Source organism: Marinomonas sp. ef1 (genome assembly GCF_002806845.1).
In the GTDB taxonomy this organism is placed as follows: Bacteria; Pseudomonadota; Gammaproteobacteria; order Pseudomonadales; family Marinomonadaceae; genus Marinomonas; species Marinomonas polaris.
The window spans coordinates 80,728-97,440 of record NZ_NHTT01000013.1; the positions used below are offsets into that span (position 1 = coordinate 80,728).

The window sequence follows — 16,713 nt, forward strand, 5'->3', positions numbered from 1 at the left end:
TGAACTATGAGGCGCTTATGAATCTCAGTCATCGTGCTGTCTTAGACGAACTCAAAAGTGAGATCGATAAGGAGTTTGGGCAAGACGCGATATGGATATCGAAAACCGGTACAACGGACACCATAACAGGGACGTTCTCATTCATTGAAAGCGACGTGAATACCACGTCGAAATCAAAAACCGCAGGGCAACTGCATATCGATGTGATCACCGCGACGTTTTGCGTATCACCTAACCATTGCCCCTGTGAAGAAGGGGATCGCCTCGAAATAGACGGCGTATCCTATCTCATTTTGCCTTTTCAGCAGGGCGAGTATGAAATCGTACTGCCCTTAAAAGTGACGCAAAACAAAGATCACAACTGGCGGTAATTCATGAACCTACAAATAGACCTAGGGGAAGGTGTTGCCGAGCTGGAAGAACAATTAGAACTCTCTGTTCGTCAACTGCAAAAAGCCGTGACACGGACACTTAAGAAAGTGGCACGCTGGTTAGAAACCCAAACCAAACGAGAGCTAGGTGTGGCCTTGTCTGTGCCTCAGCGAGTATTAGCAGCGCGGTATTACAAAACCTTTTACATCAAAAACGGCAAGCGCACGGTGAACGTCTGGTTTGGTTTAGCGCCAATCGCCGTGAGTGCCTTGGGCAAACCAAAGCAAACGGACATTGGCGTCAGAGTCGGCAAGCATCACTTTATTGGCGCCTTTATCGCCACCATGAAAAACGGCCACAGCGGTGTATTCAAACGCAAGTATGACTCAGGCGGTAAGCGTTCCAAACGAGCCGATGGACAATGGACCGAACTGCCCATCGAAGAAGAACGTTTTCCTATCGAGAACATCGCCCAACCAATCATAGAACGCTATCACGTGCGAGCCGAGGCGCGCTTTCATCAAATATTACAGCAAGAGATTAACTTTGCTATGAACGTCGAGGGGCAATGAGTGGCAAACACCAATATCAATTTAAGCAATGTACACCAAGCCATCATCGACGCCCTGAAAGTGCGTTTCCCTAAAGTCACCATCGATAGCTACGACCCAAGCGAAAATCTTGAGTCTCTCGCCCCAGCTTGTCTGCTAAACATTGAAGAGCTTCCCAAAGCGCCAGACGTAGGTGATGGTCGTTACCCTGTCGTGGCGCAATTTGCCATTCATTGTGTGTTGGGGCGAGAAGTGCCAAACCTACAAATGGAACTCCAAGAATTTGCCGTGGCAGTGTCTCAGTTTGTATATGAAAAGGGTATTTGGCTAACAGGTTCAGTCTTAGAAAAGCCCTTTAACATTGATGCGTACCCTGGCAACTTCCGAAAAGACACCCTTGGCGGTTTTGATTCGTGGGTGGTGAATTGGGAGCAAAAGCTCTATCTCGGTAAATCCACTTGGCAACCTGAAGCCGTTAAAAGCGGCATTCGCATTGCGACAAACCCAACCGATGAAAACGACCAGAACGAATACCGGAGCCTCTAATGCGTCAACTGATTGAAGCCATGGTTCGGGATATGTTGCAGCCGTATCTCGATAGAATCGAAGAGCTAAGCGAAGAAACTGAAGACCTAAGACGACGACTACAAAGCATCATTCGCCTTGGTCGTGTCATTGCCGTTCACGAATCGGGCAACTTGATCAAAGTTCAGCACGGGGAACTTAAAACGCCTTTTATCCGTTGGTTTGCTTACGCCGCTGGCGAGACCTCAGATTATCGATGCCCATCCGTAGGCGAACAGGCAGTATTACTTAACTACGGCGCTGGTAACAACGGCACCCAAACCGTCGCGCTGATTGGGTTGTTTAGCGATAACTTCCCTGCACCGAGTAACGACCCTAACGAGATTGTCCGCTGTTATCCAGATGGTTCGCTCGTTTCCTATCATGCGAAAAATCACCTTCTCAAAGTCGAGGTGAAAGGCGATGTGGTCGTTAATGTCGACAAAACAGCCAAGGTTAAAGCAGGCGGTGAAGTCACGGTAGATGGCAGCATGATCAAGCTTAACAAAGGCATGGGCGTCGTAACCGGTGCTCACAAATGCATGATCACAGGTTTGCCTCATGCGGATTGTTCATCAACAGTGACAGCGGGGAAATGATATGGCGTTAGATGCTGAATTGCTCGCTAAAGACATAGAAGCCGCTATGCAAGCCCATGGTTTTCAGCCGCTAGCAGGCAAAGCAGCGGGGCATGAATGGTGGTTGGCGTTTGCGGAAGGCATTGTGAACCACATCACTCAAAATGCAGAAGTACCAGTAGAAGGTGGCTCTTCTGCAGGTACCTATAAAGTCACTTAACAACAAGAGCAGGTGACCTAAATGATAGGCATCGACCGTAAAACAGGCCGAAGAATTGAAGGCTTTGATCAACTTGTCAGCCGCATTATTCAAGTCATGACCACGCCAAAAGTAGGTCGAGCCAAACGCCCAACCTTTGGTAGTGAGGTTCGTCAATACATGGGCGCGAACATGACAGACAGCATGCTTATTCGTCTGCAAGCCGCCGCCATTGCCGCCTTTTACGAGCCAATCAATGGCCTAACTGATTTTGTGCCTTCTCGCTGTGTTGCCAAGCGATTAACTAACGGACTCGCCTTGTATTTTGAAGGTAAGTGGAATGGACAGACTATTAAATTTGAGGTGCCGTTAGATGTTTCCCCATCAAAATCCACTGCCTAAACCAGAGATCATCACCACACCGAATTTCGATGATCTATTCAAAACGGTTAAACAAAGCGTGCTGGCGTATTTGGCAGAAAATGCACCGGATGACGTAGCAGGCGTAACAGAAACCTTTGAAAACGAAGCCGAGTTATTAACCAAATTTACTCAGGCTTTTACCGTCATTCTGCAAAGCCAATTTAGGCAAATGAACGCCCAAGCCTTGCAGATGTTTGGCATGTACGCGACCGACGACAAAATGGTCGATCTTATCGCCAGCCAACTAGGAGTAGAGCGGCAAATAGTAGATGAAGGTGACCCGAACGCTTTTCCCCCAGTGCCGCCAACGGTCGAAAGCAACGAGGCTTTGCTGACTCGTTATTATCTAGCGGCTTATGCATTGGCCACCACAGGCACTCGATCGGGTTATCGATTTAACGCTATGACGTTAGGCGGACGCCCGAAAGTCACGGTCGAAAGCCCAACTCAAAGCAAAGTTGTGGTGACATATGAATTCGATCCACACGAAATGGCAGGGCAAACCAAAGACGCCCAAGCCAGACGCGTTGCACCAGGGAAAGTGGATTGCTTCATCTTGGCTCATACAAATAATGGTGTCCCTGCTGAGGCATTGATTGCGGCAACACAGCAATACATGCAGCGGGACGACATCGCCCAAGAGACGGACTTACTCACAGTCAAAGCCCCAACGATAAAATCTTGGTCGTGTGATGCCGTGCTGTATATCCGAACGGGCCCAGATGCTGATGTGGTAAAAGCCGCTGCAGAAAAAGCCGTTCGAGAGTATGCAGAGCAACAGCACAGATTGGGCGGCAGTATCGAGCTGTCTATGTTGTACAGCGTGCTTTTAAAAACAACCGGCGCTCATCGAGGCGACATACTGCAACCCACTCAACCCTTGCGTTGCCAATTCAACGAGGCGCCTTACCTTGAGTCAGTCAAAATTACCGTCAACACTGAAAACCTATAGTGTTTTACCCGATAACCGCAGCCCATTAGAACGTGCTTTAGAACTCGCCTTAAGCGAAGCCCTGTACTCAATTGATCATCCATACCCTGAACTACTGGATGCACAGAAAACCCGAAATGAGGCGATTTCGACGCTGGCGGCTGAAAAACAAGTGCCGATCTGGGACACGGAAGATACAGAGCAGGTTAAACGGAATTTAGCAGGGAATGCTTGGAAAGTTCGGCAGTTGAGCGGCACCAAAGCGGGTCTGGCGCTGGCTTTAAAATCGTTCGAATTTTTGAGCGAGATAAAGTCTTGGTACCAACAAGTACCAAAAACAGAGCCGTATAGTTTAGACATCGTTGCGTGGGAAAAAGGTAACAAGCCCGTAAATGTAGCCAATGCTAAGAAGCTCATAGCCTACATAGAAGATACAAAATCAGAACGTGACACTATTGAACTTTCCTTGATGTTCGGAGTGGAAACAAGTTTAGGGTTGGCCGGAGCGCGAGCACCATCAATCAATGTAAAAGAGGCAGAGGCAGACGCCAACCTTTGGCCAATGCCGAAAGCTAGCGTGTCGTTATCCATCGCCGCAGCCATTCCGCCAGCGGTGACCATTCAGCCCCTTAACCTTCAAGCCATCATTCCCGTGGTCAAAAGTTATGGTCGGTTAGGTATCACAGCACTAGCGGATCATTACAGCTTTACCCTTTCACCAGTTAACGCCAAAGCCATTATTTAAGGTACATAAAATGAGTGACAGCCTTAGTTTAGTCATTACCCGCAAGGGGTTAAATGAATGCATTAGTGCAAAAGGAAAGGGCATAGAGGCCCGCTTGAAATGGGTCTCAGCGGGTGACCGAGCCTATACCCCAAATCCAGATCAAACCACTTTAGTGAATGAAATTCAGCGTGTTGAGTTCGGTGAATACAAAGACACCGGAGCTGGCCAATTACAAGCCGTGGCTAAATTCAGCGGCCCGCAGGAATACCCAATCAAAGAGCTGGGTTTTTGGTTAGAGACAGGCACCTTATTGGGTGTTATTTCCGCACCCAATACCACGCTCAACTACAAAGCCAAAAATGGTCATTGCATCCAACCGATCACATTGGATTTGAGCGCATTACCAAGTGACACAGTGACCGTAGTTGTCGGAACGGAAAACCTAAATATATTGATCGACGATGAGTTCACAAAAATGGCAACGGCCCAAGTACAGACTATGCACCGACAAATCCTGCAAGAGTTTCGATTGTTGGATTTGGAAAAAAAACTTAACTAAAGGAAACCTTTATGAGTACACAAGATACAGCAGCACTTGTCGAGTCGGTCAATAAGATGACTGAAACAGTAGCGGGTAAAATTGGAGAAATTGACAAGAAGGTTGAAGGTTTATTGGGTGAGACGTCTGCTGTTATTAATTCGTTTTTGAGTCTAAATATTTATGTCTCAGCTAGCGGTAATGATGGCAATACAGGTAGTTCATCTAGTCCGTTGGCTACTATAGCGAAGGCGATATCTATTATTCCAGAGGGCGCGGCGGCTAGAATTTATTTGGGTTCTGCTAGTGATGGGAGTGATAGCAATGTTTATGATGTTGTTAGTCATCATGATTTGGGTTCACGAAATGTGATGATAGGGGTTTATGGGGGCTCTAATGTTACTCTGCGATTTATGCAGGGTGGGGTTTTTACTACGCGTTCAGGTGGGTCGCTAAAAATAGGCAATCCGCATTCTTTGACAATTGAGGTTCATGAGAATAGGTCTGGTGAAAATTTAGTTAATATGTGCGGCGGCGCGGCATTGTTTGGTGGTTTTTACGGGACTTATCTAGTGAATAAGTCGCCCGCTTTAAAGTCGTTATGTCGATTGAATTTTCACGTTGGTGATAGTGGATTCGGTTCGACTTTTGGTAGTGCAAGTTTCATGCGTTTTAACTTGTCGCAAAGCACTGAGACAAACTTCGTTCTTTGTGATGTGGTTTTGGGTGGGATGATGTTTATTAGTCTTTATTCAACGACCCTTTCTGGTGATATGGCAATTTATAATCCGGCGCGTCGAGCGTTAAATATAGATTCTGCAAATGCTGGCTTGATTCTTACTTATTGATTGATTGGTGTATGTATGAGTGATATTCGTTTAAATATGTTGTACGCAGGTTCTAATTTTGTAGGGTTTTCAGAGTCGGAACTTCTTAATGCGGGTGTTCCGCAAGATGAAATAGATGCAGCAAAGGATCTTGTTGTACTTTCTAATCGTGAGAAGTCTTACGCTGCTGAGTCTGATAAATTGTTTCTCGAAGCCCTTCGAAAAGATGCTGCTGGCGATATTGAAGGTGCGGAAGAAGCAAGAGCTGCTGCATTGGTAGCGGTTGAGGCAATCAAAGAGCGCTTTCCCTTACCAACCGAATAACAATTCCTAATTAAAGATCCCACCATCCCCAAGCCGCGAAAGCGGTTTTTTTACGTCTGGAGAAAGCCCATGACCACGAAACAGCCGCCTAATCCTCGGCAAACTTACACCGTTCTCTCGCCTTACCAATGCCCAAATCACAAGCATTGGCATGAAAAAGGCGCCACGGTCGAGTTGCTTCCTTGCGAGGCAGAATACTTAATCCTTAGCAACAAAGTCGCCCTTGCGACAACAACCGCTAAACCAAAAGGAGAGGCCTAATGCCAGAGATTGCATCCTTTACCCACAACGGAATCAGCGTCGAAACTCACTCCGCGCCGCCGCCAATGGGGCCACTTGGCAGCGTAGTGGTCGGTGTCGTCGGCACCGCACCAGACGCCCACCAAAGCTACGCCAAAAACACCCCCATCCGCATTGCCAACATGGCCGCAGTGGCCAAGCTAGACATGGCAGGCACCGAACGCGGCACGCTTTACCGTACTTGTTACGAGCTGCTCCGCATTGTTTCCGTGCCGGTTTACGTCGTTATCGTGGAAGAGGGTACAGATACAGCCGACACCATCAACAAGGTAATAGGTAAAATCGATCCTGCCACAGGCCAACGAACCGGCATCCAAGCCTTAAGCGATTGCCAAGAAGTGCCGACCCACATTGCCGCACCGGGCTTCAATACCAAACCCGTGGCCGATGCACTCGCCGCCATGGGCAAACGCCTTTACGCGATTCCTGTTGGCGATGGCCCCAACACCAACGACAACGCCGCCATCGACTATTCCAAGTCCCTCGGTGGCGAAGGCACAGGCTACGACGCATTCTATGTGGTCGATCCGTTCGTTTCCGTTTACAGCCAAGCCGCGAAAGGCAACGTCTACTTCTCTGGCGCGGCCATTGCCTTGTCTTGTTTTGCGCGAGTAAAACCATGGGAAAGCCCAGCGAAAGGCGGCATGGGCGCATTGATCCAAGGCACAGCGCGAACCATCGACTACAACATCATGGACAAAGCCACCAACGGCGACCTGATGAACCGCTTCGGCATCTCGTACTTTGCTCGAACCAGCATGGGCGGCTTCTCGCTTATTGGCAACCGTTGCGTCATGGGTCGATTCGTCTCTCAAGTGGGCTTGGAATACGCCATCATCCGCAAACTGGCGAAAACCGCCCAGCGAGCCATGGCGCGCAACATGAGCGAATCCTTCATGAACCAAGAGATTGAAAAGCTCAACTTCTGGCTCAAATCTCTGCAAGCCGACGAAACCATCATGGGCGCGCAAGTTTACCTGCACCCAACGCTCAACAACGTCGAAAACTACACCAACGGCGAATGGCACATTGCCATCAAATACCACGGTTACGCGCCAAACGAACACATGGTGTACCACCTAATTGAAGACGTTGGCATCGTCGAATCGTTCCTAGAAGGAGTCCTATAATGGCCGGACAACGTACCCGCATTACCCGAATGGCGCTGATTAACGGCTACCCGTTAGTCAAAGAACTCGACGAGTTCACCCCGCCTGAAGTGAAGAAAACCATGCAAGAAACCCGCGGCGGTTCCTTCATCCCCGGTGAAATCATGGTTGGTCTAGAAAAGCTCACCGCCAAGTTCAAAATCAAAGGCGCAGATCAATTGCTACTGTCAGCCTTTGGCTTGATCTCCGGTGACGTATGCCAGGTCAACGTCAACGAATCGCACCAAGACGAAGACGGCAACAAATTCGCCATTCAATACAGTCTGACAGGCGAGATCACCAGCATCACCGAATCGCCAAGCAAAATGGGCGAGCTGCCCGACAACGAAATGGAAATGGCCGTCAGCGCCTACAAAAAAATGGAATACGGCAAAACCATCTTCGAGATCGACCGCAACGCGCAAATCCTTAACCTTGGCCAAGGCGATATTTTAGAAGTACACCGTCGCAACGTCGGCTTGCCTTAACCCTTAACCCTTAACCGTCAAAAAAGCTTGAAGCCCCTTTGCCCGCTCCATCAAACGAGCGGGCTTTTTTTACGAATTTGAAAAGAGAATCCTTATGTTTGAACCCAAAAAACACCCACTCGTCTGGCCCATCGAAAGCGACAAAAGCGAGCCAATCCAAACCGTCACCATCCATACCATCACCATGGGGCAACACCGTGAATTGTCTGAGAAGCACAAAGCCAACAAGACCGACACCAAGCTACTTCGCGCTTGTATTAGCGAAAGCACGGGGCTCACAGAAAAAGAACTCAAAACCCTAGTCACACCCGACTACACCAGCATTCAAAACCACACGCTGGAACTGATGAACGCCACCGCCAGCCAGCTAATTGAAGGCGAGTTCGACAAAGCCGCCCCCGCGTTGCTGATCCCCATTCAAGGGGACGATGGCCAACAAAAAACCAGCTACAAACTTCGTCCGCCCACCGTTGCCACCACGGATTTAATGGACACCCACGAAGACGAATGGGAACGCACCATTTTCATTAGCTCAAGCTGTACAGGCTTTACCAAAAACGAACTAGAACGCCTCAGCCTGCCCGACTGGAACCAGCTACAGGAGCGCCTAATCGATTTTTTGGAAAAACCGGCGGACTACTTTCGCCCAAAGACGTAGAAGTCCTAACCGACGTCATCCCGCTGGTTTACCACGTTCCACCGTCTGAAATACTAAACTGGCGCATTGACGAAGCCATGCGCCGCTACCACCTAGCCGCCGCCAAACTGGGTATTAAAAAGGGGTAAGCCATGGCCGACAAAAAAATATCCATCGCCCTGTCAGCGGTCGACAAATTCAGCAAACCCTTCAACAACGCCATGCAGACCGCTGGCAAACTAGAAAGCCAAGTCGAACAAACCAACAGCAAACTAAAAACCCTAGGCGACCAGCAAAAAACCATCGCCCGTTTCAAAACCCTAAACACCCAGCTAGAAGACACCAAAACCGCGCTGTCTAAGGCGAATCAAGAAACCAACCGCCTAAAACAGAGCGAGCAAAGCGCCCAAGCCACGGTAAAGCAACACACAGCCGAACTCGCCAAAGCAGAACGAGCGGTACTGGATGCCGCCCAAGCCTATGGCGCACAATCGCAACAAGTCAAAGCCGCCACCGCCAAGGTGCAAGAACTCACCAAAGCCAAAAAAGCCGCCGAGCAAAGCTACAAAAAAGAAAAAGCCGCCGTCAAAAATGCCGAAGTGGCGTCGAACCAACTCAAAACGTCCTACAGCAAACAAGCCCGTGAACTAGGTGGCTTACGCAAAGACATGAGCGCCGCAGGCGTAAAGGTAAACTCACTCGGTGCCCAAGAACTAAAACTAGCCCGACAAACCGACCAAGCCAGCCAAGCCCTAGACCGCCAGCAAGCCAAGCTAAAAAAGATCCAAACCCTAAAAGGGCGCATTGCCGATCGTAACGCCCAAAAAGGCGAACTGGTCGGGCAAGCGGTCGGCCTAGCGGTGAAAACCGCGCCACTCATCATGGCGGGTAAACGCGCCGTTGAATACGAAAGCACCTTTGCCGATGTAAAAAAGGTCGTCGACTTTTCCGACAAAAAAGAAGAAGCCCAATACCGCACCGACATGATGAAACTCGCTGGCCGCCTTGGCGTACAGCAAGAAGGCATCGCCGACATCGTCACCGCCGCAGGGCAATCGGGCATCGAAAAAGACCAGCTTTTACAGTTTGCCGAAGCTGCCACCAAAATGAGTGTCGCGTGGGACGTATCCGCAGAAGAAGCCGGTTCCACCCTCGCGACATTCCGCGCCGCCATGGGGCTAACCCAAAAGAACGCCCTAGACCTGGCAGACAGCACCAACTACCTAAGCAACAACATGAACGCCAAGGCAAAGGACATTGCCGCCGTCATGGTGCGCCAAGGCTCCACCGCCATGGGCGCAGGGCTAAGCTACAACCAAACCGCCGCCCTGTCTGCCAGCCTCATCGCAGGCGGCGCAACGGAAGAGGTGGCTTCAACTGCGCTGAAAAACATCACAGGACGACTCACCGCAGGCTACGCGGCCACAGGCGCACAAAAAGACGCCATGGGGCGTATCGGCTTTGATGCCGAAGAACTCGCGGAAATGATGCAGCAAGACGCCCAAGGCACCCTTGTGGAAGTCATGCGCGGCCTACAAGACGTCAACGCCACAGACCGAGGCGCGGTGATTTCCCAACTCTTTGGGGAAGAGGTAAAAGGCGCCGTCGCCAAACTCGTCACCACACTGGACGACGACAAAAACGGCCTCGTTTCTGCCTTTGCCAAAGTGGCCAACCAAGCCGACCGAGCCAACAGCGTCAACGACGAATACGCCAACCGCGCCGCCACCCGTGGACACATGCTTGGTCAACTCGGGGCCAAATTCGACCGCATGACCATCATCCTTGGTGATAGGCTCTTGCCCGTGCTCGATGCTGTCTTGCCACCGCTGATGTCTGCCGTGGATGGCGTGGCCGACTTTGCCGAAGCCAACCCGGAACTGGCCACAGGCTTAATGGGCGTCGCCGCCGCGATAGCCGCCGTAAAAGCCGGTGCCATCGCCTTTAAACTTGCCAAACTCACCCTTGGCAACGGACGCGATCGCTTCAACCTTGGCAAAACCAAACTCACCAACTCCACCGACCAAACCACACAAAGCGCCAACCGAGCATCCCGCTCCCTAGACCGACTCAACCGCAAACTAAACGGACTCGGCGCAGGCGCACGACAAAGCCCCACGTCCTACGGTGGCGAACGACTTAGCAAAGAGGAACGCAAACGACGCAAAAAAGACTACCTACAAGGCCGTACAACACAACGCGCCACACCCACAAGACCATCCCGACTAAGCGGACGCTTTCGTCTTGGTAAATACGGTCGACTCGCTGGCTTACTCGGCAGCGGCGCGGCCTTGTCCATGTTCTCAGGGGCAGCCAATGCGGGTGTTTCCAATATTGGAGAGTTGGCCATGGCAGGGGCAGACCTAGCGGGCGCCGCTGGCGGATTGTCTTCCATGCTGCCCATGGGCGGCATGGCTGGCGGCGTGCTCAAAGGCGCAGGCAAACTGTTCAGACCGCTAGACATCGCCCTACAAGGCGCAGGCCTTGCCTCCGCCATATCCCAAGGCAACAGCACCGAAATAGGCGCCACCGCAGGCGACATGGCAGGGGGCTTGGGTGGCGCGGCGGCGGGCGGCTTAGCCGGTGCCGCCATTGGTTCCGTCGTGCCCATAATCGGCACCGCCATTGGTGGCATCGTCGGCTCCATCGCAGGCGGCATGGGCGGTGGCTCTTTGGGCGAATGGATCGGCGGCAAAATAGGCGGATGGTTTGAAGACGACAAAACAGACCAACCCGCCCCAGAAGCCATCGCAAAGCAAAGCCAACAGCTACAAAACAACAACAAAAGCATGACCTTTGCGCCAACCATCCACCTAACACCGACAGGCAATCCAAGCTATGACCAACAAGTCAGCGACCAAGTGATAGAAAGACTTAAAGCCGAATTTGCACAAGGCATGATGGGCAACATGGACGTGGCCACAAGAACTGATGGGAGCTTGACAGATAAGAGAGGGAGTTAAGGTAGTGTAAGTTTTTAGTCAGTTCTGATAGTCTTCTTCGTCAGAGAATATATTGATACAGCGTAAGATTAAGGAAAGTGATCATGGATACACGCTTTTTTAAGTGGTTCGTTTATACTGTATTGATAGGGTTGATCCCCGTTTTTTGTAGGCTGCTTGTGTGGTTAGTTACAAAAAATGGCACTATTGATCCGGTTGCTCCTTCAGATTTTATTGTTTTTGGCCTCGTGTTACACATCGCTAATATAAATGAAATTGAGCATTTAAATGGAATTGGCGGGAGGTGGAAAACCTTTCAAAACGGAATGTCGGTACTTTTTTTAGTTGTTTATGGTTTGCTATTCGCACTAACACTAAATACTGCATCGGTCGACATAGATGTGATTCAAAAATGCGTTTATGTATTATGCGTTGTTTCGTTTTTGTTAAGTTTTTCAGTTTTTTATACGCGTAATGCTGAGTTATCTTTAAAAAGAGGTGTAGCATGACATCATTAATAGTAGCTATTACTGCTTTAGTTTCAGTGCTAGGTATTGCTGTTTTTGTTTGGTCGATGATTTCAACCAGAAATAAATATTATAAAGAGTTTATGGGGAGAAAAGATAAGTGATAAGGAATTTTATTTATTTGGACGAAGAGAAAATGTACTCTCTTTCTTCTCAAATTTTTTCTGGTGTAAAAGAATACATTTTAAATGAAACGCATTCTGATAAGTCTGAAGATGAACATCAAAATGGCCCTTTGGGCTCTGGTCGATCTATTAAAAAGGCTATGACTAACGGAGCCTCTCAGACCGAAAAAATATCACTTCATGATTTTGCCTATACTGAGTTTGAAGATAAATTATTATCCGATAATAAGGTCTATTTACCTTCTGTTAACCCAGAAGACTTTGAGAAAATGAGTTTTATCAAGGTTAAGGGTAGAGCTATTATCAATGATATAGCCTATTTCACAGAATTTTTCTCTAAATTCGAAAGTTTAACAGACTCAATTACTTATACGCAGGCTGTATCTCACATAGAAGAGGTCGAAAGTCAAATTGAGTTGGCAAATTCAACAAATACGACAAAAAATAAAAGACAAATAGTTGATGGACTAAAGAAATCAATAGATATAAAAAATATAAAAAAGGCTCTGATGCCAGGGCTTCCAAGTCAAAAGATGGTCGATGCGGTTAGTGATCTTGTATCATTTGCTTACCAAGATGATTTTGAAGTTCAAGTTTATTCTGGAGAACAATTGTTTTCTTCAATCTTAAAACGTGAATGTTTAAGAGAGGCTGAAGGTTTAATTGTCAAAAAATATGGTAGAAAAACGGAAGTTGAGTTTGTTCTTTTTGGTATTATGACTCAAAAGAAGTCCACCGAAGATAAGAAAAGCTCTGAAGGGCTTTTTGCGAATGGATTTAATGATGTTAGATCAGGAATCATGGAATTGATAGACGCATTTTCTAATATTGATCATGAACTAAGCGGTGTGGGTGAGAATGAAGTCGTAGTTGACCCCATCGCTCTATATACAGAAATTCAAATTTAGAATCTTGTATCAGATGAAAAACAGATTAGTTTTTTATTTGACACCAAACAGCTTACTTAACTAGGTATCAGTTTTCAGGGGAGATGATTTTGAGTATTGCTGACTTATCATTAGAACATTTTTTAGTAAATAACCGAATTTCTTCTGAGGATTGGGAGAAAGCTGCAATAGAATTTGATGAGCTTAAGGCTATAGCATTGGATCATGAAGCTAAAGTCACAAGCTTAGATGACGCAGCCAGCTATTTAGCTAAGATTTTACAAAAATGTCCTCAGGTACACTCTGTAAGGTGGAGGGTAAAAGATCCCGCACATTTAATTGAAAAGATTGTCCGAAAGCGTGTTCTAGAAAGTAAAAAATATTTAACAATAAATACTGAAAACTATACAGAAATAATAACAGATCTAATTGGCGTAAGAGTTCTTCATCTATTTAAATACGAATGGATGGATATTCAAGAGCATATTTTAGCACATTGGAAAACTGAAGAGGCTCCTGTAGCATATGTTCGTTCTGGTGATGAAGGTGAAATTGTTGAAAGTTATAAATCAAACTCTTGTGAAGTTAAAAATCATCCCGCAGGTTATCGTTCCATTCATTATGTTATATCTACACAACCTACTATAAAAAAAGTGATTTCTGAAATTCAAGTCAGAACAATTTTTGAAGAAGGCTGGAGTGAAATTGATCATAAAATACGTTATCCAAACTTTTCAAATAATGAATTAATATCTTATTTTTTAACTATTTTCAATCGTATGGCAGGAAGTGCTGATGAGATGGGATCATTTGTTAAGAATTTAACATCAGAAATTGCCTTTCAAGAACTTAAGATTGTTGAGATTAATAGAGAGCAAGAACTTCATCTTTCAAAGATAGATGAGATTAATAGAGAGCAAGAACTTCATCTTTCAAAGATAGAAGAGCTAGCATCTGAATTATCTAATGAAAAAGATAAGAGTAAAGCTAAAGATAGTAAGGTGAATGAGCTAAGCAGTGAGATCAGAAAGCTAAGAGCTAACTCTCAAACTCGAGCATATAATGAAAGCAGCATTTCCGCTACAGAACGTTTGGTTGAATTGGCAAAGAAAATAGGTGGAAATAATATAAATGTAAATTCAGCGACTAAATTCGCTGCAATGCATGATGATATTTTAGGTGGTAATTCAGTCGCTAAATTCGCGGCAATGCATGATAATATTTTACGTGGTAATTCAATCGCAAAATTCGCGGCAATGAATGATGATATTTTAAGTGGTAATTCAATCGTAAAATTCGCGGCAATGAATGCTGCTATTTCAGGTGGAAATTTAACCGCCAGAATCGCTGAACTTAAAGCTGATGATTTAATTAATAATTCAGCCGCTAAACTTGCAGCAAAGCAATCTTATATTTCAGGTGGAAATTTAGCTGCTAAAACCGCGAGTAAAACCGCTGCCAAAACCGCGACTAAAACCGCGACTAAAACCGCGACTAAAACCGCGACTAAAACCGCGACTAAAACCGCGACTAAAACCGCGACTAAAACCGATAAAAAACTAATATCTAAACCAAGTTCCAATGAGGAGGGAAGCTCAGACACTGAAAACTAACAAGTTGCTTAAACGGACAATAAATAGTTGGCTTTTACTCGTTCCCAGCTAATTTTAGCCAGCTATTTTATTGTCACTTAGCAAGGCGTTCGAAATCTTCCTCATTGACCCCACACGCATCTTGATCTAACATTCTCCTTGCACTGGCAAAATCCAGTGCCGGGATTCGAACCCCGTTTTACACAGCGGCCTAAAACACGCAGAGCGTGTTTTTTTGTGGCCGAGATTTGCCTGTTATGGTGGGTCTTTGTTGGGCAACCTTCGGGTTGGCCGTTCCTGTGGCGGTAGTTCGAACCTGATTTAGATCCACCACCTTACTGAGATTCGAACCTCACGAGGTGGTCAACTTCATACACAGGAGGCCAAACATGGCTATGGACATTATCTCAAGCATCGACGCACCCGTTGTACAAATCACCAACGATCAAATCACAACCACCTCAACTGATCTTGCCAAGTGCTTTCATAAGCGCCACGACAACCTTTTACGCAAGATAGAAAGCCTTGAATGCAGCGCAGAATTCCATGCCCTCAATTTTGAGGTGATGGAGAATGAAGTAGAAATAGGGTTAGGCAAAACACGCCAAGAAAAAGCGTATCGCATCACCCGCGACGGCTTCGTCTTCTTGGCCATGGGCTTCACCGGCACCAAAGCCGCCCAGTTCAAAGAAGCCTACATCAACGCCTTCAACCAAATGGAAAAACAGCTCCACGAGCAAAAACACCTTCCCGCGACCACCGACAGTAACGCGGTCGCAGAAACCGACAAGTACCAGTTGCTCAACAGCATCGTCAAATCCATGCAGATACAAAGCGACCCCGTTGTCCTTCCATCTAAAGAAGTCGTCGAAATGGTGCAAGCCATCCGCATGTACCAACAACAAATAGCACGACTCCAAACACCAGACTGGATAAACGACAACATCACCCGCGTCAAAGACTTCGCCCAACGCAACTTCGTAGACTTCTAAGTGGTAAGCCTTTCCAGCAAACAAAAGCAAGCCTACGAAAGTGGGCTTTAGTTGTTGTTTAGACTGGTAGGAAACGAGAAAGTCTTTTAGTATCAGTGAAACTTAAACGTGCATGCGAACTATTAATTGTTAGCCAAGTTAGTCTTCAATGAGAATTCTGGAGTCCTTATGACGTACGATGAACTGATGTCTATTATCGATAAATCCCAAAAAAATGACTGGATCTTCAGCGATGAAAGGGGCATATACACTTACAAAAACGACCTGAATATCCGCATCGAAAGAGCAGACATTGATTACGACGCCGATAGATTCTCTGGTGAGGATTGGGCTACCAGACATCCTGATCCAACTGCATATCGTGAGATTTATGAGATATTCTATGGAACATCGTTTGTAAAAGAGATATTTATGGTTTCTGTCGATGGTCACAGGGCCACCTTGCCACTACCTGACCGAAAGACACTAACCATTACACGCCAGCAATATCGATTTGCCCAAATTGTTGATCAGTTGGGTACCTTAGATGAATACATGAGGCGTGCTGGTCTGGAGGTAAAGGAGTGAACCAAGATTCCAGAAAAAAATCGGTTGAGATCGTAAAGCGGTCGAAGCCCAGAAGTGCCAGCCACAAAGTTATAAGTCAGGATAGTTTTTTGGATGGATTCGTGTCCAAAGTAAATTACCAAGATGATGGAGCTAGCCTATCCGTCTGGGTAGTGTTCACAAGTAGATATGAAAATCATGCTGAAAAGGAAAGTCAGTTGATACAGCAAATGGATGCGGCTGTTGGCAAGCATGCTGACAAATGGGGATGGATAAAAACAATTTTTAATATTACGGGCTGGCTTGCCGTGATTTTAATTGGTGTTTCAGCATACCTTCTTGTCACTGAAAAGGAAGTGCCAGAGTTCCTAAAAGCGTCCTTTTTGACAGTGGTAGGCTTTTATTTCGGCGGTTTGCTCAATGAGAAGAAACAAGCCGATAGCAATGGTGGTTAACAATACGCGTCACGCGGATGGTCTTTTCTCCACTTAGCTC

At 47.0% G+C, this 16,713-nt stretch carries 23 protein-coding genes; all 23 read left to right on the top strand.

The genetic code is table 11. The features are described from left to right. The first annotated feature begins 17 nt into the window (after positions 1 to 17). The 23 genes from CCS02_RS17285 (at position 18) to CCS02_RS17390 (ending at position 16,673) form a co-directional block, all read left to right on the top strand. Positions 18 to 371 carry a hypothetical protein gene (locus tag CCS02_RS17285; protein ID WP_100637269.1) on the top strand — a complete coding sequence of 118 codons (354 nt, stop codon included), beginning with the start codon at positions 18 to 20 and terminating at the stop codon, positions 369 to 371. Positions 372 to 374: 3 nt separating this feature from the next. Continuing rightward, entirely contained in the window at positions 375 to 944 is a 570-nt protein-coding gene (locus tag CCS02_RS17290; RefSeq protein ID WP_100637270.1) for a hypothetical protein, read from the top strand. Next, a complete protein-coding gene (locus CCS02_RS17295) occupies positions 945 to 1,469 on the top strand; it encodes a hypothetical protein (protein ID WP_100637271.1) in 525 nt (174 codons plus the stop codon). Next, positions 1,469 to 2,086, top strand: a complete 618-nt coding sequence (locus CCS02_RS17300) for a phage baseplate assembly protein V (RefSeq protein ID WP_100637272.1) — start codon at positions 1,469 to 1,471, stop codon at positions 2,084 to 2,086. Before CCS02_RS17295 ends, CCS02_RS17300 begins: the two co-directional genes overlap by 1 nt. A 1-nt stretch (position 2,087) precedes the next feature. After that, on the top strand, positions 2,088 to 2,285 hold the full coding sequence (locus CCS02_RS17305) for a hypothetical protein (protein ID WP_100637273.1): 198 nt from the start codon (positions 2,088 to 2,090) through the stop codon (positions 2,283 to 2,285). A 21-nt stretch (positions 2,286 to 2,306) separates the two neighbouring features. Continuing rightward, positions 2,307 to 2,666, top strand: a complete 360-nt coding sequence (locus tag CCS02_RS17310; protein WP_100637274.1) for a phage baseplate protein — start codon at positions 2,307 to 2,309, stop codon at positions 2,664 to 2,666. After that, on the top strand, positions 2,638 to 3,639 hold the full coding sequence (locus tag CCS02_RS17315) for a baseplate J/gp47 family protein (protein ID WP_100637275.1): 1,002 nt from the start codon (positions 2,638 to 2,640) through the stop codon (positions 3,637 to 3,639). The genes CCS02_RS17310 and CCS02_RS17315 overlap by 29 nt, the downstream gene beginning before the upstream one ends. Then, a complete protein-coding gene (locus CCS02_RS17320) occupies positions 3,599 to 4,363 on the top strand; it encodes a phage tail protein I (protein ID WP_157808011.1) in 765 nt (254 codons plus the stop codon). The genes CCS02_RS17315 and CCS02_RS17320 overlap by 41 nt, the downstream gene beginning before the upstream one ends. A gap of 10 nt (positions 4,364 to 4,373) precedes the next feature. Beyond that, entirely contained in the window at positions 4,374 to 4,904 is a 531-nt protein-coding gene (locus CCS02_RS17325) for a phage tail protein (RefSeq protein WP_100637277.1), read from the top strand. A gap of 11 nt (positions 4,905 to 4,915) precedes the next feature. Then, complete coding sequence (locus CCS02_RS17330) at positions 4,916 to 5,731, top strand: hypothetical protein (RefSeq protein ID WP_100637278.1); 816 nt, start codon at positions 4,916 to 4,918, stop codon at positions 5,729 to 5,731. A gap of 15 nt (positions 5,732 to 5,746) precedes the next feature. After that, positions 5,747 to 6,034 (top strand): hypothetical protein, encoded by a 288-nt coding sequence (locus tag CCS02_RS17335; protein ID WP_100637279.1) that lies wholly within the window; start codon positions 5,747 to 5,749, stop codon positions 6,032 to 6,034. Positions 6,035 to 6,103: 69 nt separating this feature from the next. Continuing rightward, entirely contained in the window at positions 6,104 to 6,295 is a 192-nt protein-coding gene (locus CCS02_RS17340) for a hypothetical protein (RefSeq protein WP_100637280.1), read from the top strand. Beyond that, positions 6,295 to 7,464, top strand: a complete 1,170-nt coding sequence (locus tag CCS02_RS17345; protein ID WP_100637281.1) for a phage tail protein — start codon at positions 6,295 to 6,297, stop codon at positions 7,462 to 7,464. The genes CCS02_RS17340 and CCS02_RS17345 overlap by 1 nt, the downstream gene beginning before the upstream one ends. Then, on the top strand, positions 7,464 to 7,970 hold the full coding sequence (locus CCS02_RS17350; protein WP_100637282.1) for a phage major tail tube protein: 507 nt from the start codon (positions 7,464 to 7,466) through the stop codon (positions 7,968 to 7,970). The genes CCS02_RS17345 and CCS02_RS17350 overlap by 1 nt, the downstream gene beginning before the upstream one ends. Before the next feature lie 94 nt (positions 7,971 to 8,064). Continuing rightward, a complete protein-coding gene (locus CCS02_RS17355; RefSeq protein ID WP_100637283.1) occupies positions 8,065 to 8,628 on the top strand; it encodes a phage tail assembly protein in 564 nt (187 codons plus the stop codon). Positions 8,629 to 8,759: 131 nt separating this feature from the next. Then, on the top strand, positions 8,760 to 11,570 hold the full coding sequence (locus CCS02_RS17360; RefSeq protein WP_100637284.1) for a phage tail tape measure protein: 2,811 nt from the start codon (positions 8,760 to 8,762) through the stop codon (positions 11,568 to 11,570). An 83-nt stretch (positions 11,571 to 11,653) separates the two neighbouring features. Further along, a complete protein-coding gene (locus CCS02_RS17365) occupies positions 11,654 to 12,058 on the top strand; it encodes a hypothetical protein (RefSeq protein ID WP_100637285.1) in 405 nt (134 codons plus the stop codon). Beyond that, complete coding sequence (locus tag CCS02_RS22505; RefSeq protein ID WP_269800433.1) at positions 12,055 to 12,180, top strand: hypothetical protein; 126 nt, start codon at positions 12,055 to 12,057, stop codon at positions 12,178 to 12,180. The genes CCS02_RS17365 and CCS02_RS22505 overlap by 4 nt, the downstream gene beginning before the upstream one ends. Beyond that, positions 12,177 to 13,109 carry a DUF6414 family protein gene (locus CCS02_RS17370; RefSeq protein WP_442919328.1) on the top strand — a complete coding sequence of 311 codons (933 nt, stop codon included), beginning with the start codon at positions 12,177 to 12,179 and terminating at the stop codon, positions 13,107 to 13,109. Before CCS02_RS22505 ends, CCS02_RS17370 begins: the two co-directional genes overlap by 4 nt. An 89-nt stretch (positions 13,110 to 13,198) precedes the next feature. After that, positions 13,199 to 14,701: a RelA/SpoT domain-containing protein gene (locus tag CCS02_RS22300; protein ID WP_198515412.1), complete on the top strand. Its 1,503-nt coding sequence runs from the start codon at positions 13,199 to 13,201 to the stop codon at positions 14,699 to 14,701. A 368-nt stretch (positions 14,702 to 15,069) separates the two neighbouring features. Beyond that, entirely contained in the window at positions 15,070 to 15,672 is a 603-nt protein-coding gene (locus tag CCS02_RS17380; RefSeq protein WP_100637287.1) for a Rha family transcriptional regulator, read from the top strand. Between the two features lie 168 nt (positions 15,673 to 15,840). Further along, positions 15,841 to 16,239 carry a hypothetical protein gene (locus CCS02_RS17385; protein WP_100637288.1) on the top strand — a complete coding sequence of 133 codons (399 nt, stop codon included), beginning with the start codon at positions 15,841 to 15,843 and terminating at the stop codon, positions 16,237 to 16,239. After that, a complete protein-coding gene (locus CCS02_RS17390; protein WP_100637289.1) occupies positions 16,236 to 16,673 on the top strand; it encodes a hypothetical protein in 438 nt (145 codons plus the stop codon). Before CCS02_RS17385 ends, CCS02_RS17390 begins: the two co-directional genes overlap by 4 nt. Positions 16,674 to 16,713: the final 40 nt, after the last annotated feature.